This window comes from Mesorhizobium sp. M0088 (genome assembly GCF_040322895.1).
GTDB lineage: Bacteria > Pseudomonadota > Alphaproteobacteria > Rhizobiales > Rhizobiaceae > Mesorhizobium.
Genome location: NZ_JAMYUI010000013.1, coordinates 42,550 through 58,705, shown reverse-complemented (window position 1 = coordinate 58,705; position 16,156 = coordinate 42,550). Strand labels below are relative to the sequence as shown.

Genomic DNA, 16,156 nt, shown 5'->3' with positions numbered 1-16,156 from the left:
GGCCGCACACGCCATGCCGCAGGCTGTCTCTAACCTATCGTTTTCTCGAGCATATTGAGCCAGTTGCGATAGGCGATTTTTTCGATCAGTGCGCGGCCGAAACCGCGTGCCGCCAATGCATCGATCAGCTTCGGCAGGCCGGCGACATCCCCGATGACGGCCGGGATCATGGCGCCGTCGAAATCGGAGCCAAGACCAACGCCGTCCTCACCCAGTGCCTGCAGCAGCGAATCGATATGCCGCACCATGATGTCGAGGCTTGTGTCGGCATTCATGCGACCGTCCTCGCGCAGGAAGCCGGTTGCGAAGTTCAGCCCGACCATGCCGCCGGTTTCGCGGATCGCGCCGAGCTGCCAGTCGGTCAAGTTGCGCGAATGGCCGCAGATCGCGTGCACGTTGGAATGGGTCGCGACCAGCGGCGCATCGCTGAGCGCCGCGACATCGCGAAAGCCCTTCTCGTTGAGATGCGACAGGTCGATCATGATCTTCATCTGGTTGCAGGCCTTGACCAACGCCTTGCCGGCATCGGTCAGGCCGGGGCCGGTGTCGGGCGAGGACGGGAAGCGGAACGGCACGCCGTGGCCGAAGGCGTTCGGCCGGCTCCAGACGATGCCGAGCGAGCGCAGGCCGGCTTCATGCAGCACGTCGAGCATGGTGAGCTCGGGATCGATCGCCTCGACCCCTTCGATGTGGGACACCGCGGCGATCGAGCCTTGCGCCATGGCACCGCGCACATCGCCGGCGCTGCGGCAGACGGTGAGCGCTCCGGCCCGTTCCAGCCTGAACAGGATCGAGGCCATCGCGATGGTCGAGGTCAGCGCCTCATTGCGCGGAACCTCGGGCGGCAGCGGCTCGGCGGCACTCGGCGCCAGGGGCACGGCGCCGCGCCTGGATTTGTCGACAGGCGGCGGAAAGATGGCGAACATGCCGCCGGCGAAGCCGCCGGCTTTGGCACGCGGCAGGTCGATATGGCCGCCCGATTTCCCCTCTATGAACAGCTTTTCGACATCCGTGTCTTTCGACTGGTAGAGTCTGAGCAACGTATCGTTGTGGCCGTCGAAGACGGGAACGAGATCGGTTTCGGTCATAGGGGATCATTCGGTTCGTTTGTCGGCAAGGGGCTGAGATATATCATATCGACTTAGGCAGGATGCGCTACCCGCACAAATGCCAAAGTCATCCCCGTGGGGATCGCAGCCGCTTTCCGCACCGTTTCCAAGCGACGAAACCCCTATTGCTTCAGCACGTCGGCCCATTCCTGATGGCGGCGAAACTGGGCGTTGGCGAACGGGCAGAGCGGGATGATCTTCTTACCCGCCGCACGCGCATCCTCGACGGCGCGGGTGACGAGGCGAAGCCCGGCACCCTGGCCGCGAAAGACGTCCGGCACCTCGGTGTGGTCGATGATGATCTGGTGCTCACCGATCTTGGTGAAGGTCATCTCGGCCTCGGCGCCATCGGGTCCACGCAGGACATAGCGGCCCTTGGAACCGCGATCCTCAAGTTCGATCTCAGGCAGTTGGTCAGGCATCGCTATGCTCCTTGGGCAGCATCGGCAAAGAACCGCCGTGCCGCCTCGATCTCGTTTGGCCGCACCTCGTGCCCGCCATCGTGCCATTCCACTGTGACATCGGCGCCGTCGGCACGCAAATATGCCTCGAGTCGCGTGGTCAGGTTCGGCGGGCAGATCGGGTCGCGCTTGCCGGCGGTCATCAGAATATGGCGGCCGGCGAGACTGCCCTTCACCTGCGGCTCGAACGGGATCAGCGGATGCATCAACACCGACGCGTCGAACAGCGCTGGAACCGCGAACACCACCGAGGCCAGGACATTCGCGCCGTTGGAATAGCCGAGACCCAGCACGGCCGATGGCTTCGCTGCTTCGACATGGGCCGCCTCGACATGAGCTTTGACGAAGCCCGCCATCCTGATCGTCGCCCGTGCCAGATCCTCCATGTCGTAGACGCCCTCGCCGGCGCGGCGAAAGAAGCGCGCGGCACCCTGTTCGGACACATCGCCGCGCGGCGAGATGATGGTTGCCTGGGGCGCGAGATCGCGCCCCAGCGACAGAAGCTGGTTCTCATCGCCGCCAGTGCCATGGAAGACGAACAGCAGCGGACCGCCCGGCGAACCGGGCAGCAGCTTGTGGATGTAAGCGTCCTTGCTCATGACCTCAGCCTTCCAGTCTCTGCAGATGCTGTTCCAGATACGGCCGCAGGTGCTGGTGCTGCGACGGCAGCTTCAGCGCTTCGCCCAGATGAGCGGTATCCTCGTCGCGATCGAAACCCGGCTCGTTGGTGGCGACTTCGAACAGCACGCCACCCGGAGTGCGGAAATAGATCGCCCAGAAGTAGTCGCGATCGATGACCGGCGTCACCCCATAGCCGGTGTCCATCAACGCCTTGCGTACCTCAAGCTGCCTGGCGCGGTTCTCGACCGCGAAGGCGACGTGATGGACAGAGCCGGCACCGAGATCGGCGAAGGCCGTGCTCGGCAGCGATTCGATGTCGATGACGTCGGCGCCATTGCCGTTCTTCACCGCCAGCCGCTTGAGATTGCCGGACTTGTCGACTTCCTCATAGCCCATGAACTTCAGCAGCTCCTCAGTGGCGCCGCCATCCTTCAGCCGAAGCGACACCGAGTGAAAGCCACGGATCGCCTCGTCCGTGGGAACACCGCCCTTCGCCCAGGGTGCTCTTGCGTCGGCCTTGTCCTCGACCAGCGCGAAACCGTCGCCATCCGGTCCGGCAAAGGCCAGACGCTTCTCGCCGAATGTCTCTTCACGCGACAGGCCGGTGACGCCCTCATCGGCAAAACGGCTTTCCCAATAGCCAAGCGTGCCTTCCGGCACCGAGTAGACGGTGGTTCCGACTTCCCCGACGCCATGCCGGCCCTTGCCGATGTCGGGAAAAGGGAAATAGGTCATCACCGAACCCGGCGTGCCGGCCTCGTCACCATAATAGAGGTGGTAGACGTCGGGCGCGTCGAAATTGACGGTCTTCTTGACCCGGCGCTGGCCGAGTTTCCTGGTGAAGAATTCGTTGTTCTGGCGGGCATCCCTGGCCATCGACGTGACGTGATGCAGGCCCTTGATCTGGTCGAGCATTGTCTTGCTCCTTCCTTGGTGCATGTGCGGCCCTCGCCGCTGTCCACGCCAATATGAGGACCAGAGCAGTTTAGGCAAAGGCGGCAAACACAGAATGGACTGTGTTGTAAAAGTGAACGATGGAACAAGGTTCGTTCACCAATTGGCCCGCAGAGTCGGGCTTGCGCCGTGGCCGGAATTCGGTTCCATGAACGGCGTTCGACATCCCGCGAAAAAGGTATCGTGAGTGACTGGAAAAGCCAGGCGGCCCAACATTCTCCTGATCACATGCGATCAGTGGCGTGGCGATTGTCTGTCCGCAGCCGGCCATCCGGTCGTGCAGACGCCCAATACCGACGCTTTGGCCGCGGAGGGTGTGCTGTTCAAGCGGCACTATGGCGGCGCGGCACCCTGTTCGCCCGCTCGCGCCTGCCTCTACACCGGCCTCTACCAGATGAACAACCGCGTCTGCCGCAACGGCACGCCGCTCGACGCTCGCCACGGCAACATCGCGCTCTCGGCTCGCGCCCTGGGCTATGATCCGACGCTGTTCGGCTACACCGACGTCTCGCTCGATCCGCGCCTGCTGGCGCCGGGCGATCCGCGGCTGCAAAGCTATGAAGGCGTGCTGCCGGGCTTTACGGTGCGCCAGTTGCTGCCCGAGCACCAGAAGCAATGGCTATCCTGGCTGGAGCTGCAAGGTGTCGACGCCAGCGCCGGGTCCCCCGACATCCACCGTCCGCTGGCCGACGGCGTGGCCGGGACCATCAGCAACGCGCCGCCCGTCTACTCCGGGCAACAAACGCCGGCGGCTTTCCTGACCGGCGAATTCACGCGTTGGCTTGGCGAACAGGAGAACGCCACGCCGTGGTTCGCGCATCTTTCCTTCATCAGCCCGCACCCGCCTTTCATTGTGCCGGAGCCCTACAACACGATGTACGATCCGGCTGACGGCCCGGCCTTCCGGCGCGCGGCAAGCTGGCACGAAGAGGCGAAAAACCATCCCTATCTTGCCTATGATCTCGGCCGGCAGAGACAGATAAAATTCCGCCCGGACGCCAGAGGCAAGGTGCACGACTGGAGCGAAGACGATTTTCGCCGCATCCGCGCGATCTATTACGGCATGATTTCCGAGGTCGACGCGCAGCTCGGCCGCGTCTGGCAAGCGATCAAGGCAGCCGGGGCGTGGGACGACACCATCATCGTTCTGACCTCGGACCATGCCGAGATGATGGGCGACCATTTCATGCTGGGCAAGGGTGGCTATTTCGACGGCAGCTATCACATTCCGCTGATCATTCGCGATCCGCGCCACGGCAAGGCGACCGGCGGCAGTGTCGACAGCTTCACCGAAGCGGTCGACATTTTGCCGACGCTTCTCGACCTGCTCGGCGAAAAGCCCGCGCCGCATCTCGACGGCGCCTCGCTGAAGCCGTTCCTGGGCGGAGAAACCCCTGCGGCCTGGCGCGATGCCGCGCATTGGGAGTTTGACTTCCGCTCGATTGCCGCGGGCGAGGCCGAAAGCCATTTCGGCATCGCCGCACGCCAATGCAACCTCGCCGTGATCCGCACGGAACATTTCAAATATGTGCATTTCGGCGGCAATCTGCCGCCGCTGCTCTTTGATCTTAAAAGCGATCCGGGCGAGCTGGACAATCTCGCGGCCGACCCCGGCCATCTCACCGTGCGCCTGGAATTCGCCGAACGGCTGCTCGCCTGGCGGGCCGAACATCTCGACCAGTCATTGGCACTGGCCGAATTGACCGAGAACGGCCTCGTCGGCCATGCCGCTGGCCTGCCACCTGGCCACACATAAATAAAGCCCGCGCCGTTGCCAGCGCGGGCTTCATTTGGCTGAACAGAATTACCTTACGATCATGCGCTGCTGATCGCGCTGCTCAGCATAGCTGCCCTTGTCATAGGCGGTTTGAGCCTCGAGCTGTTCCTTGGTGAAGGTCGTGTAGAGGTACTTGTTGCCGTCCTTGTCGGTCATGAATTTGAGATTATCCATACCAACCGCGACCTCCTTTTCACCGACGCCTAAGAAGCCGCCAACGTCGACGATCACCGCGTCCGTCTTGTTGTCAGGCGCAAGCACGACATCACCGATTTCGCCAACCCTGGCGTCGTTTGCGCCGTAGACAGTCGTGCCCTTCAGGTCATCGGCACGAATCTCGCCGACCGGCATCTCGGTCAACGTCGACTTGTCGATGGCGGCAGTCTGTGTCTGGTCGGGAGCCGAGGCGTCAGGGGTGGTCGCTGCCGGAGCTTCGGCGCTCTTGTCTGCCGGAGCGACAGCAGGAGCCGTCGTGTCGGACGGCACAGCAGCCGGAGCGGTGGCCGCAGGCTCGTTGGAAGCCGTCGTGGCCGGCGCCGGATCATAGGCCTTGCGGTCGAAATCGGGCTGCGCCTGCAGCTCTTCCTTGGTGGTCTGGGCCACCAGCCAGCGGTCGCCATTCTTCTCGGCCCACTGCGCCTTAGAGAAATCATAGGTGACATTCTTGGCGCCGAGGCCAAGGAAACCGCCCACGCCGATGACCAGGGACTCGGCCTTGCCTTGCTTGGTCAGCACGATGTCGTTGACGTCGCCGATGTTCTGCGCGTCATCACCGGTTCCGTTATATACGTCTTCACCGATGATGTTGGTGGCAAGGTTACCGTCCGCGCGCTTTACCGGTTCCGCCGGAGCGGCGTTCATGTCGGCCGGCTTTTGTGCCGTATCCGTCGTAGCAGGTGCCGTAGGTGCGGTCGCGTCGGTCGATGCCGCAGGTGCGGGGGCCGGACTGTAGGGCTGGCTGTCGAATTCCGCCTGAGCGGTCAACTCGTCCTTGGTCGTCTGGGCTACCAGCCAGCGGTCACCATTCTTTTCGGCCCACTGCAGCTTGCCGTACTCGAAGGCGACGCTCTTGGCACCGACACCCAGAAAACCGCCAACGTCGATGACGACGGATTTCGCCTGCCCATCCTTGTCGAAGACGACGTCGCTGACATTGCCGATGTTCTCGGCATCATCGCCGGTGCCGTTGTAGACGGATTCACCGATGATGTTGGTGACGATGCTGCCCTCTGCGCGGACCGTCGCGGCGCCTGACTCCTGAACGGCTGGGCTCTGTGCCGGCGCCGGGGTCGTCGCGCTCTGCGCATATGCGCCCGTCGCGATCAGTGTTGCGAGTGCGGTCGTGGCTAAAAGATTGCGGATCATGATAGTCTCTCCTCGTGCCTGATCTCATGCGCCGCGTCGTGGTCGCTGGGGAAATCGGACGCGGCATCTACAGGTTCACAACGTCGTGACCAGTCTGTTGTTCCGACAAAACCACTGCGGTTCGGGAAACGAAAACACGGAAATGATCGAGCGGCTTAGAAGCCCCTCCGTGTCAAGGGAACCTTTCCGTCGCCGCCGCGTTTCAGCCATCGGCTGGGCGTGTCCCGGCCACTTTTTGGCTGACGTGGTGGAGCGGGGTATGAAATTCGCAGCGGTGCTGAACCGGGATGGCGGCACTTTGCGCACCACCGACCTCGTCGCCTTCTCCGACAGGATGCATCAGACGCTGGAGACGGCAGGGCACTCGCTCAGCATCGAAATTGTCGCCGGCAAGGACGTGGTGGAAACGCTTGACAGCGCGGCTTCGCGTCGCTCTGTCGACATCGTGCTGGCGGGTGGCGGCGACGGGACCATTTCCGCCGCGGCCGCCCGGCTGATGGGCACGAAGAAGGCGCTTGCCATATTGCCGGCCGGCACCATGAACCTGTTCGCGCGGGGGTTGGGCATTCCGCAGTCACTCGATGGAGCGCTGAAATCCTTCGCCGACGGCGAAATCATCGCGGTCGACGTGGCGACAGCCAATGGCCAACCTTTCATACATCAGTTCTCGATCGGCATGCATGCGAAGATGGTGCAACTGCGCCAGAAGATGGAGTTCGGTTCGCGGTTGGGAAAGATCCGCGCCTCGGCCAAAGCGGCTTGGGCGACGATCAACAATCCACCTGCGATGAATGTGACGCTCAGCATCGGCGAAGCCGAAATGGCGGCACGCATCACCGGCATCGGCATCACCAACAATTTGTTCGGCGAAGGCCATTTGCCTTATGCCGACAATCCGGCGGGCGGCGTACTCGGTGTCTATGTCACGGTGGCGAAGCAGCGCGCCGAACTGGTCAAGTTTTTCTTCAACGTGGCGCGCGGCAAATGGCGCGACAACGAACATGTCGAAATCCACCAGACGAACAGAACGGTGCTGAAAATCCATTCGAGCAGCCGCAAGTTTCGCGCTGTGATGGACGGCGAATTGGTCAGGCTTGACCGTGAAACGGTAATCGAAATCCAGCCTGGCGCGCTGAATGTACTGGTGCCGGCGAGCGCGACCCAATCGAGAGCCGCCTGATGCGATGCGTTGCAACGAACAAACCGGCTTTAGCCAGCAGGAGCCTGCTCGGTGGTGCTGGGCGTGGGGACATGCTGTTCATCGCTGGTTGGCGCCTTGATCAACACACCATAAATCTCGGCAATGCCCCACGCAGCAAACACCAGAAGCAATGCGGCGATCAGGATTCGAAATCCATGCCAGCCCCATCGCCCCTGCCGCGCCTTGTTTTCTGGAATGATCTTGGCCATGCTCGATCCCTGTCTCATTCTGCACCAGCTGGCGCGCTCGGCAAATCATGGTCGGGTAACGGTTCCTCGCTAGGATGGTTCCGGAAAAGCGCGCTGGCCTTGCACCAGCGCAAGCAGGCGGCGGCGAAGACCGAGACGAGGCAATTGGGGTGACTGGCAAGACGCAAACAGTGCCCGAGCTGCCGGCCGAAGTTGCGCGCGCAGTCAAGGATGTTGACCGGCTCGCCGTGCTGCACGGGTTGGAGATGCTGGATACAGCGGCCGATCCCGATTTCGACCGCGTCAGCAGCCTTGCCGCGGCGGTGATGCAGGTGCCGATGGCCCTGGTCACGCTCGTCGACCTCGAACGGCAGTGGTTCAAATCCTGCTTCGGCCTGGACGAGGCCGAAACCGCGACCGACGTCTCCTTCTGCGCCCATGCGATTGCCGCCGGCGACGAACCGATGGTGGTGGTGAATGCAACGACGGATCCCCGTTTCAAGACCAACCCGCTGGTCACCGGAAAGCACCATGTCCGCTTCTATGCCGGCGCGCCGATGGTTGTGGCAGGTGCCCGCATCGGCACGCTGTGCGTGCTCGACCGCTCGCCGCATGGTTTTCCATCCCACGCTGAGCTCGACCAGTTGAAGTCGCTCGCCGGCCTCGCTGCCAGCCTGTTCACCCTCAAGGACGCAACCCGCAGCGGCGCGATCGCCGAGGCCGCACTGGTTCGCGAGGAAAAACGACGCGCCATCGCACTCGATGCGGCGTCGCTCGCTAGTTGGGCATGGGATATCCGCACCGATATCATCGAATGCGACACATTGATGTCGGAGCTGTTCAACCTGCCGCGATCCAACCGGCTGCGCGCACGCGACATCCTCACCGCCATCGATCCGCGTGACGTCTACCAGACCGAAACCCGCTTTCGCGACGCCCTGACCGGCAGCGACGACTATTTCGGCGAATACCGGGTGAAGGGCTTTCATCCGCCGCGCTGGCTCGCCACGCGCGGCCGTGTCATCGAGCGTGACGGCGACGGCAAGCCGACCTTGATCTTCGGCGTCAACTACGACATCTCCGAGCGTAAGCTCGGCGACGAACGCCAACGGCTGCTGCTGCGTGAGCTCAACCATCGCGTCAAGAACACTTTGGCGACCGTCCAGGCGCTGGCAACGCAGACCGTGCGCCATGCCCGCCCGCCAAGCGAGTTCCTCGAGGCGTTCGGCGCCAGGCTTCAGGCCTTGGGCATCGCCCACAATCTGTTGTCGGACCGCGAGTGGCGCGGCATCGGCATCAGTGAACTCGTCCAGATCGAGGTCAAACCTTTCGAAACGGCCGAGCAGCCGCGCATGACGATCTCCGGCGACGACCTGCTGCTGTCGCCCGACCAGGCCGTCGGGCTTGGCCTGATCCTGCATGAACTGGCCAGCAACGCGCTGAAATATGGCTCGCTGTCGGTGCCGTCAGGCAGGGTCGATCTCGGCTGGAGGACGCAAGGCAGGAGGGATGCCCGGCGTCTTGTGCTGACCTGGCGCGAAAGCGGCGGCCCGCAAGTCGCTCCGCCGGATCGGCACGGCTTCGGCTCGATCCTCATTCGCCGCAGCCTGGCCAAGGTCATTTCCAGCGAAGTAACCCATGAATTCCGGCCGGAGGGCGTGTTTGCCGAAATCTCGATGCCGCTGGAAGAGTTGTCAAAGTGACCTCTCCCAACAGCTCTATCTCCGTTCGCTCTCATCCGGATCGTCGGATTTCACATTCTCCCGGTAGATGGCGTAGGCCGCGAGCGCCACGGCGGGCCCTAGAATGACGCCGAGACCGCCTTTTCCCTTGAGCAGGCTCGGCAGCACGGCGAGTGCGGCGGTGATGCCGATCGCCTTCATGTCGGCATTGCGGCGCTGCGCCCGGCGCCGGGCGCGTGAGCCTGCGGAGATCCGGTAGATCAGCAGGATAAGTCCGGCAAGCACCAGGAAACCGACGCCAAACCCCAGTGCCGCGGCAAGCGGCCCATAGCGCATCGCCGTCCAGATATAGGCGGCCCCGACAAGAAAACCGACACCGCAAAGTGCGGCGGCCATGGCGATCACATAGACGATCGCCGCCGTGCGCGCCCGGTGTATGGCGGCCACGGTTTCCCCCGAGGCGAGGCCCGAGATCAGGGTTGCCAACATTCCCATCTGGAGCGCGACTAGCGACGCGCGATGAGCGCGAAAAGGAAGCCTACGCCGGCGGCGATCGCCAGTGACGTCACCGGCTTTTCACGCACGCTTGCCATCATCTGCGCTTCGATGTCCTTGGCATTGCTGCGCAGGCTGTCAAAGGCTGCTTCGCCCTGCGCACGCAACTGCTCGACCCCTTCCGTGGCTGCGCGGCGCGCGGTGCCATAGCCATGCTCGCCGGTCTTGGCCAGTTGTTTGGTGAGCTTGTCGATGTCGGCCTTCAACTGCCTGATGTCGGCTTCCAGGTCCGCATTTGCACGGGCGTCGTTTGCGGTCTTTCCTGCGGCAGTGGCCATGGCTTAACTCCTTGTGATTGCTTGGTTTCAAACGCGCTGCGCGTCTCAAGGTTCCGGCATTGGGGACAAAGTAGCCGAAAACGCATCGGCGCGCACCCGGTCCGCCGGCTCCGGCAAAACACGCTTCCTCAGATTAATGGCCGGCGCGCTTCACCCAGCCCTTCCCAGCCGGCGAGCCGCTTGAGCCCTTCATTGTCGGAAACCACGCAGCCGCCGTCGCGCCAGACGATCAGCTTGCGATCCATCAGCTTGCGGATCGTCTTGTTGGTGTGAACCAGCGACAGGCCAAGCGTATCGGCGATGTGCTGTTGCGTGATCGGTATCTGGACGGATTGGTTGCCATTCAGTCCGACGACCTTGGCGCGGCTGCCGATGAAGGCGATGAGATAGGCAGCGCGCTCGATCGCACTGCGGCGCCCGAGGCTGAGCAGATTCTCGTCCAGCATCCGCTCTTCACGCGATGCGATCCAGGTGATGTCATAGGCCAGCCCGGGATGATTGCGGTACAGCTCATGCAGATATTCGCGCTCGAAAACACACAGCAGCATCGGCGACAGTGCCTCCACGGAATGCTGCATCTCGCCCATCACACTGCCTTGCAGGCCAATCAGATCACCGGGCATGAGATAGTTGAGGATCTGGCGGCGGCCGTCCCGCAGCAGCTTGTAGCGGAACGCCCAGCCGGAGAGCACCGTGTAGAGATGGGCGCTATGGCTTCCCTCCACCAGCACCGTGCCACCCTTTTCGACTGCGAGTTCGCCCTTCTTGAATTTGCTGATGAAGGCCAGTTCCTGTTTTTCGAAATCGCGAAAAATCGGCAACGGCCGCAATGGGCAGTTCTCGCAAGGATATTGGCGGCTGGAGAAAGCGCTATTGTTCTGAACCGACATTTCGACCCCCCTTCGAAAGCCGCTCTTGGAGAGCGCGTTTCAACGCGTTGCAAGGATTGAGGTTCCGCCCGCTTGCCACATGTCTTTTTTAAATGACAGCAAGCGAATTAGCGATCATGACTCCGGCGTTTCAAGGAGTCTTTGCCTGTGCCCACATTGCTCGACGGATTGCGGATTCTGGTCCTGGAGGACGAATTTCTGATCGCCATGGACGTCGAGCAGCTTTGCCGCGACCATGGCGCCGATGAGGTGGTGATCGCCCGTGACCTGACCGAGGTCGATGGCCGCGAGGTCGCCACGCGATTCGATGCAGCCATTGTCGACTTGATGCTGGGCGGCGCCTCAACTATCGATTTCGCCTCCGGGCTGCGCGCGGCAGGCATACCTTTCGTGTTTGCGTCGGGCTATTCGGATGCCGATGAAATCAAGGCATCGTTTCCGGGCGTCAGGCTGGTTGGCAAACCCTATTCGGGTGAAGACCTCGTGCAAGCGGTCGCCGCGGCCTGCGGACGCGCTTGAGACACGATCGCGGTCAGCTCGCCGGCGAGCTCGTTACCTGGGCCGAAATTGCGTCCGGACCATACTCGTCCTCGCCTGATATTTTCAGGATCTCCTGCAAGCGCGTACGGGCTCGGCTGACGCGGCTCTTGATCGTTCCCACCGCGCAACCGCAGATCTCGGCGGCCTCCTCGTAGGAGAAACCAGATGCGCCGATGAGGATGATGGCTTCGCGTTGGTCCTCCGGCAATTGCTCCAGGGCGCCGCGAAAATCCTTCAGGTCGAGCTGGCCGTGCTGGGCCGGATGAACGGCAAGCCTGGCCGTCATGATACCGTCGCTGTCCTGCACTTCGCGCCCGCGCTTGCGCATCTGCGAATAGAACTCGTTGCGCAGGATGGTGAAAAGCCAGGCCTTGAGATTGGTGCCGGGCTGGAAGCTCTCATGCTTGTCCCAGGCCTTGACGAGCGTTTCCTGGACGAGGTCGTCGGCTTTGTCGGCATTTTGCGTCAGCGACACGGCGAACGCGCGCAGACTTGGGATTGCCCCAAGCAGATCGGTCTTGAAGCCTTGTGAGACCGCGGCCATGCCTCAGTCCTTCTTCTGTGCGGGTTCAGCCCGTTCCAGCTGGCTAAGCAACTGGGAAAAGCGATCCGGCACATCGTCGGAGACCAGCGCGTCGTAATATTGTTTGAGTTTGCGTCCGATTTCGGAGTTCGGCCCAAGAGCATCACCAGAACCGTTCCGGCGCCTGCTCTCAGCGCCAGCCAGAATATCTTTCGTCATATCCTTCATTTTGCCCTTATATTCCCAGCGCTCAAACCGCTCTTATCATACTCAACACAACGCAAGCGGCGCCCTCGTCTGGTTGCCCATCCCGACCCCAAACGCCCCTCCCCGGTATTTGTTCCGTCGAGGCGGAACTTTTTCTAAAAATCCGCGTTATCGTCAGGGCTTGCAGTCAGCTTGACCTGCTACGCATTCACGTCATTCTGAGGGAGACGTCTTACCATGAGCTTATCCGCCACCATCGCACCACATCTGCCCTTCCTGCGCCGCTTCTCGCGGGCTGTTTCCGGGTCGCAAGAGAGTGGTGATGCGCTGGTAGCCGCGATGCTCGAGGCCATCATCGCCGATATCGAGATATTTCCCGAAGCATCGAGCGACCGCATCGCGCTGTACAAGGTTTTCGCCAAGCTGTTCACATCGGTCGCCATTCGCGTTCCACAGGAGCAGGCGCAATCGGCGTGGGAACAGCGCACCGCCGCCAATCTGAATGCGATCGCGCCGCGGCCCCGTCAGGCCTTCCTCCTCGTGGCTGTCGAAGGCTTCAGCGAGGACGAAGCGGCTGAGATCCTCGACGTCGGCGACCAGGAGTTTTCAGAGCTGCTTGCCCAGGCGAGCAACGAGATATCCCGTCAGGTGGCAACCGACGTTCTGATCATCGAGGATGAACCGCTGATCGCCATGGATATCGAAGAAATGGTAGAGAGCCTCGGGCACCGCGTCGTTGGAACGGCGCGCACCCATGCCGAGGCCGTGATGATGTTCGGCAAGACACGGCCGAAGATGGTGCTGGCCGACATCCAGCTTGCCGACGGCAGTTCCGGCATCGAGGCCGTGAACGAGATCCTGTCATCGACGTCGGTGCCGGTCATCTTCATCACCGCCTTCCCCGAACGCCTGTTGACTGGTGAACGACCGGAACCAGCCTTCCTGGTCACCAAGCCGTTCAATCCCGACATGGTCAAGGCGCTGATCAGCCAGGCACTGTTTTTTGACCGGCAGGCGAAAGCAGCCGCATAGTCGCGAATTGAGGAGTGGAGGAATTGAGGAATTGAGGAATTGAGGAATTGAAGGCGATAGCCTCGCTCGCCGATTTCTCCAGATCATCAAAATCGTCAATTCATCAATTCCTCAATTCTTCAATTCTTCACTTCGAGCCGCCTGATCCACGCATCGGGCGGTGAGGGCGAATTTCCTGCGCGTCCGGCTGCCGAACGAATTGCAAGCTCGGTCTTTTTCGGCAAAGGGTGGGAACAAACCGCAACCACCCACGTTTTTATCGCATCATTCGAAGGAGATGCATCATGCTTTACTGGGCGCTCGTATTTCTCGTCGTTGCGATCATCGCCGGCGCGCTTGGTTTCGGCGGCATCGCCGGTACATCTGCCGGCATAGCGCAGATATTGTTTTTCATCTTCCTCGCTTTCCTGGTCATTTCGCTTCTTGCGGGCCTGTTCAAAAGGGCTTCGTAAAGACGGACGGCCGAACACTGGAAGCCGCACCCCTCAAACGGTTTCCAGCCACCGCCGGGCGGTGTCCTTCAAAGGACGCCGTCCGGCGGACCGTTTTTTGGCGGCGGGTTCGGGAAACCTCTTTGGAACCCATTCACCGGTGAGCCGTTCAGCCTGAATTGGGTGGACAGTTTGGCCGATGGGTTCCAGGACCGGAAACAGGAAGGACGACGTGCAAAGCGATGAAGTCATCGCCCTCCATCCTGCCGAAAGCGGCATGCAGCTCGGCCGCGCCCTTCTTCACGCGTTGCACAATGCCGGCATTTCCGTTCTCTACCAGGACCGCGAGATGAAAACCGTATGGGCGCGCAACATGCGTGCGCCCTGGGTTTCGGACACCGCCGACAGCATCGGTATTCTGCCGGAGGCGCAGGCCGACCGCATCGGCGCGGCCAAGCGCGACGTCATTGCATCCGGCAACCCCCAACGTCTCGAGATCAGCGTTCCCGTCGAGGATGGCAGCCGCTGGTTTGAGGTCTGGATCGATGCCGACCACGGCGACGGCGGCACGGTGCAAGGCGTCGTCACCACGATGGTCGAGACGACCGAGCAGAAGCGCCGTGAGCAGACCCTGACGACGCTGTTGCGGGAGGTGAGCCATCGCTCGAAAAACCTGCTGGCGATCATCCAGAGCATAGCCACCCAGACCGGTCGCTACTCCGACAGCATCGGCGATTTCCTGACACGTTTTCGCGGCCGGCTGCAATCGCTGGCTTCGTCCCAGGATCTCGTGACCTCTTCCAACTGGCGGGGCGCCGCACTTCGCGAACTCGTATCGGGCCAGGTGGGCCGCTACGGCGGCGATCCGGTTCGCAGCCTGAGGTTTCAGGGGGCCAACCCCTATCTCAATCCCAACGCTGCCCTGCATATCGGCCTTGCGATGCATGAACTCGCCGTCAATTCGGTGAGCTATGGCGCCCTGTCGCGGCCCGATGGATTCGTCAATGTTACAGCCAACCTGACCGCCGCCGACACGGGAACCTCCCTGTCGCTGACATGGGCCGAGGCAATCGGAGCCAGTGATGTCAGGCGTAGCGAGAAGCGCTTCGGCAGCGTCGCACTCGAACGGGTCGTGCCGGCGTCACTGAACGGAACGGCGACGCTCGAAATCGCGGCTGGCCGTCTCGAGTACCGCCTTGTCGTTCCCCACGGCAATTTCGAGACGGATTGAGCGACCCGAGCTTTCTTAACCAGCTGTTCACCATAAAAGCAGATGCTGTTTTTCCCAGATACCGCTGGAACCTGTTGCATCACCGAACATTTCCGCAGCAGGATTTGCAGCATGGTGCGGGAGGGAATGCCTTGACGGTTGCCGATATGAACAGACTGGAGCAGGCCGCCCGGATTTCCATGGGCGAGTTTGAGGACTCCGAGTCATCCGCGCCACCGCTGGCCCCTGTCCCCAACGGAGCCTTGCGCCTTGTTGCGTTGGCCTTGGTGGCGGTGATCGTGGTGGTCGCCCTGTACCAGCTGGTCTATTGAGGCCAGCTCGTTTCGGCCGGCGACAGAATCAATTGTCGCCGTCTTATTTCCCTACCCGGCCCAGCGCGCCAGGAACTTTGGCTGATGTAGACCGTTACTATGGCGAGAGGACTTTCCCGCCATGGAACATATCGCTGCATTGCTGCTGGTCATCGGTTGCTCGAACACGATGGCCGACTGCCGTGAACTCCAGGTGCCCGTCAGCATTTTCGCGACCGCCGAGCAATGTGTGGCCGAGCGCCCATTCGTCTTGGGCGACGTGCAAGGGCAGGCTGATCACATCGTCGCCAAATGTCTTGCCGTCGATCCGGTGCTTGAAGACGACTATGATCAGATCGTCTGGAACGTGCGCGCCGATGGTACGCTTGACGCTTCTTTGGCAATTTCCAGCCTGGTAATGGCGTCGAACGCGGCAGGCCCAGAAAAAGACTATCTTCACCAACAATAGATTGCAGCAGCAAAGGCCGTCATTTCATGCTAAATGGCAGCTGGAGCTTTACCAAGTGAGGACAAAAAGTGAGGAGTGACTCTATGCGGAAGATGATTATTGCCCTGGTTGCGGTGGTTGCCGTCAGCGGCTGCACCTCGACCGAACAGGACGTGGTTGGCGGCGGCTTGATCGGCGCCGGTGTCGGCGGCTTGGTCGGCGGCGGCAAGGGCGCGCTGATCGGCGCGGCCGTTGGCGCCGGTTCCGGCCTGCTGGTGCGCAATCTGCGCAACGGCTATTGCCAATATCGCGATCATCGCGGCCGGATCTACACGGCTCGCTGCAACTAATTCGGCGATAATCGAAACGTCGA

At 61.8% G+C, this 16,156-nt stretch carries 21 protein-coding genes; 10 read left to right on the top strand and 11 right to left on the bottom strand.

Features of this window, described 5'->3' with window-relative positions; all coding sequences use genetic code 11:
* Positions 1-29: 29 nt before the first annotated feature.
* The 4 genes from NKJ67_RS17000 to NKJ67_RS16985 form a co-directional block, all read right to left on the bottom strand.
* Positions 30-1,088: a dipeptidase gene (locus NKJ67_RS17000; protein ID WP_352582003.1), complete on the bottom strand. Its 1,059-nt coding sequence runs from the start codon at positions 1,086-1,088 to the stop codon at positions 30-32.
* A 143-nt stretch (positions 1,089-1,231) separates the two neighbouring features.
* Complete coding sequence (locus NKJ67_RS16995; protein WP_127322535.1) at positions 1,232-1,531, bottom strand: GNAT family N-acetyltransferase; 300 nt, start codon at positions 1,529-1,531, stop codon at positions 1,232-1,234.
* A gap of 2 nt (positions 1,532-1,533) precedes the next feature.
* Positions 1,534-2,169, bottom strand: coding sequence for an alpha/beta hydrolase (locus NKJ67_RS16990; RefSeq protein ID WP_352582002.1), 636 nt, complete (start codon positions 2,167-2,169; stop codon positions 1,534-1,536).
* 4 nt (positions 2,170-2,173) lie between these two features.
* Complete coding sequence (locus tag NKJ67_RS16985; RefSeq protein ID WP_352582001.1) at positions 2,174-3,106, bottom strand: VOC family protein; 933 nt, start codon at positions 3,104-3,106, stop codon at positions 2,174-2,176.
* 226 nt (positions 3,107-3,332) lie between these two features.
* Here NKJ67_RS16985 and NKJ67_RS16980 point away from each other — a divergent pair, with 226 nt between their 5' ends.
* Positions 3,333-4,901 carry an alkaline phosphatase family protein gene (locus tag NKJ67_RS16980; RefSeq protein WP_352582000.1) on the top strand — a complete coding sequence of 523 codons (1,569 nt, stop codon included), beginning with the start codon at positions 3,333-3,335 and terminating at the stop codon, positions 4,899-4,901.
* Positions 4,902-4,949: 48 nt separating this feature from the next.
* On the opposite strand, the gene NKJ67_RS16975 is transcribed toward NKJ67_RS16980, so the two are convergent.
* Complete coding sequence (locus NKJ67_RS16975) at positions 4,950-6,287, bottom strand: PRC-barrel domain-containing protein (protein WP_352581999.1); 1,338 nt, start codon at positions 6,285-6,287, stop codon at positions 4,950-4,952.
* A 259-nt stretch (positions 6,288-6,546) separates the two neighbouring features.
* On the opposite strand from NKJ67_RS16975, the gene NKJ67_RS16970 reads away from it, so the two are divergent.
* Positions 6,547-7,467 carry a diacylglycerol/lipid kinase family protein gene (locus NKJ67_RS16970; protein ID WP_352581998.1) on the top strand — a complete coding sequence of 307 codons (921 nt, stop codon included), beginning with the start codon at positions 6,547-6,549 and terminating at the stop codon, positions 7,465-7,467.
* Positions 7,468-7,496: 29 nt separating this feature from the next.
* Here NKJ67_RS16970 and NKJ67_RS16965 read toward each other — a convergent pair whose 3' ends face one another.
* Entirely contained in the window at positions 7,497-7,697 is a 201-nt protein-coding gene (locus NKJ67_RS16965) for a hypothetical protein (RefSeq protein WP_127269171.1), read from the bottom strand.
* Positions 7,698-7,867: 170 nt separating this feature from the next.
* Here NKJ67_RS16965 and NKJ67_RS16960 point away from each other — a divergent pair, with 170 nt between their 5' ends.
* Entirely contained in the window at positions 7,868-9,379 is a 1,512-nt protein-coding gene (locus tag NKJ67_RS16960; protein WP_502905224.1) for a sensor histidine kinase, read from the top strand.
* Between the two features lie 15 nt (positions 9,380-9,394).
* Here NKJ67_RS16960 and NKJ67_RS16955 read toward each other — a convergent pair whose 3' ends face one another.
* From NKJ67_RS16955 to NKJ67_RS16945, 3 genes are all read right to left on the bottom strand, one after another.
* Positions 9,395-9,853: a hypothetical protein gene (locus tag NKJ67_RS16955; protein ID WP_352581996.1), complete on the bottom strand. Its 459-nt coding sequence runs from the start codon at positions 9,851-9,853 to the stop codon at positions 9,395-9,397.
* 11 nt (positions 9,854-9,864) lie between these two features.
* A complete protein-coding gene (locus tag NKJ67_RS16950) occupies positions 9,865-10,191 on the bottom strand; it encodes an ElaB/YgaM/YqjD family protein (protein ID WP_023811001.1) in 327 nt (108 codons plus the stop codon).
* 128 nt (positions 10,192-10,319) lie between these two features.
* Positions 10,320-11,081 carry a Crp/Fnr family transcriptional regulator gene (locus NKJ67_RS16945; RefSeq protein ID WP_256747408.1) on the bottom strand — a complete coding sequence of 254 codons (762 nt, stop codon included), beginning with the start codon at positions 11,079-11,081 and terminating at the stop codon, positions 10,320-10,322.
* Positions 11,082-11,288: 207 nt separating this feature from the next.
* Here NKJ67_RS16945 and NKJ67_RS16940 point away from each other — a divergent pair, with 207 nt between their 5' ends.
* Positions 11,289-11,600, top strand: a complete 312-nt coding sequence (locus tag NKJ67_RS16940) for a response regulator (RefSeq protein WP_050580453.1) — start codon at positions 11,289-11,291, stop codon at positions 11,598-11,600.
* 13 nt (positions 11,601-11,613) lie between these two features.
* On the opposite strand, the gene NKJ67_RS16935 is transcribed toward NKJ67_RS16940, so the two are convergent.
* On the bottom strand, positions 11,614-12,165 hold the full coding sequence (locus NKJ67_RS16935; RefSeq protein WP_013529285.1) for an RNA polymerase sigma factor: 552 nt from the start codon (positions 12,163-12,165) through the stop codon (positions 11,614-11,616).
* Positions 12,166-12,168: 3 nt separating this feature from the next.
* Positions 12,169-12,372: a NepR family anti-sigma factor gene (locus tag NKJ67_RS16930; RefSeq protein WP_127269630.1), complete on the bottom strand. Its 204-nt coding sequence runs from the start codon at positions 12,370-12,372 to the stop codon at positions 12,169-12,171.
* Between the two features lie 216 nt (positions 12,373-12,588).
* Between NKJ67_RS16930 and NKJ67_RS16925 the strand changes: the two genes are divergently transcribed.
* From NKJ67_RS16925 to NKJ67_RS16900, 6 genes are all read left to right on the top strand, one after another.
* Positions 12,589-13,383, top strand: coding sequence for a response regulator (locus tag NKJ67_RS16925; RefSeq protein WP_023810997.1), 795 nt, complete (start codon positions 12,589-12,591; stop codon positions 13,381-13,383).
* Positions 13,384-13,667: 284 nt separating this feature from the next.
* Positions 13,668-13,835, top strand: a complete 168-nt coding sequence (locus tag NKJ67_RS16920; RefSeq protein WP_013529282.1) for a DUF1328 domain-containing protein — start codon at positions 13,668-13,670, stop codon at positions 13,833-13,835.
* Positions 13,836-14,013: 178 nt separating this feature from the next.
* A complete protein-coding gene (locus NKJ67_RS16915; protein ID WP_164748875.1) occupies positions 14,014-15,045 on the top strand; it encodes a sensor histidine kinase in 1,032 nt (343 codons plus the stop codon).
* Positions 15,042-15,356: a hypothetical protein gene (locus NKJ67_RS16910; protein ID WP_236383520.1), complete on the top strand. Its 315-nt coding sequence runs from the start codon at positions 15,042-15,044 to the stop codon at positions 15,354-15,356. Before NKJ67_RS16915 ends, NKJ67_RS16910 begins: the two co-directional genes overlap by 4 nt.
* A gap of 121 nt (positions 15,357-15,477) precedes the next feature.
* Positions 15,478-15,804 carry a hypothetical protein gene (locus tag NKJ67_RS16905; RefSeq protein ID WP_127267715.1) on the top strand — a complete coding sequence of 109 codons (327 nt, stop codon included), beginning with the start codon at positions 15,478-15,480 and terminating at the stop codon, positions 15,802-15,804.
* An 83-nt stretch (positions 15,805-15,887) separates the two neighbouring features.
* Entirely contained in the window at positions 15,888-16,133 is a 246-nt protein-coding gene (locus NKJ67_RS16900; RefSeq protein WP_023810994.1) for a YMGG-like glycine zipper-containing protein, read from the top strand.
* The last annotated feature ends 23 nt before the right edge of the window (positions 16,134-16,156 follow it).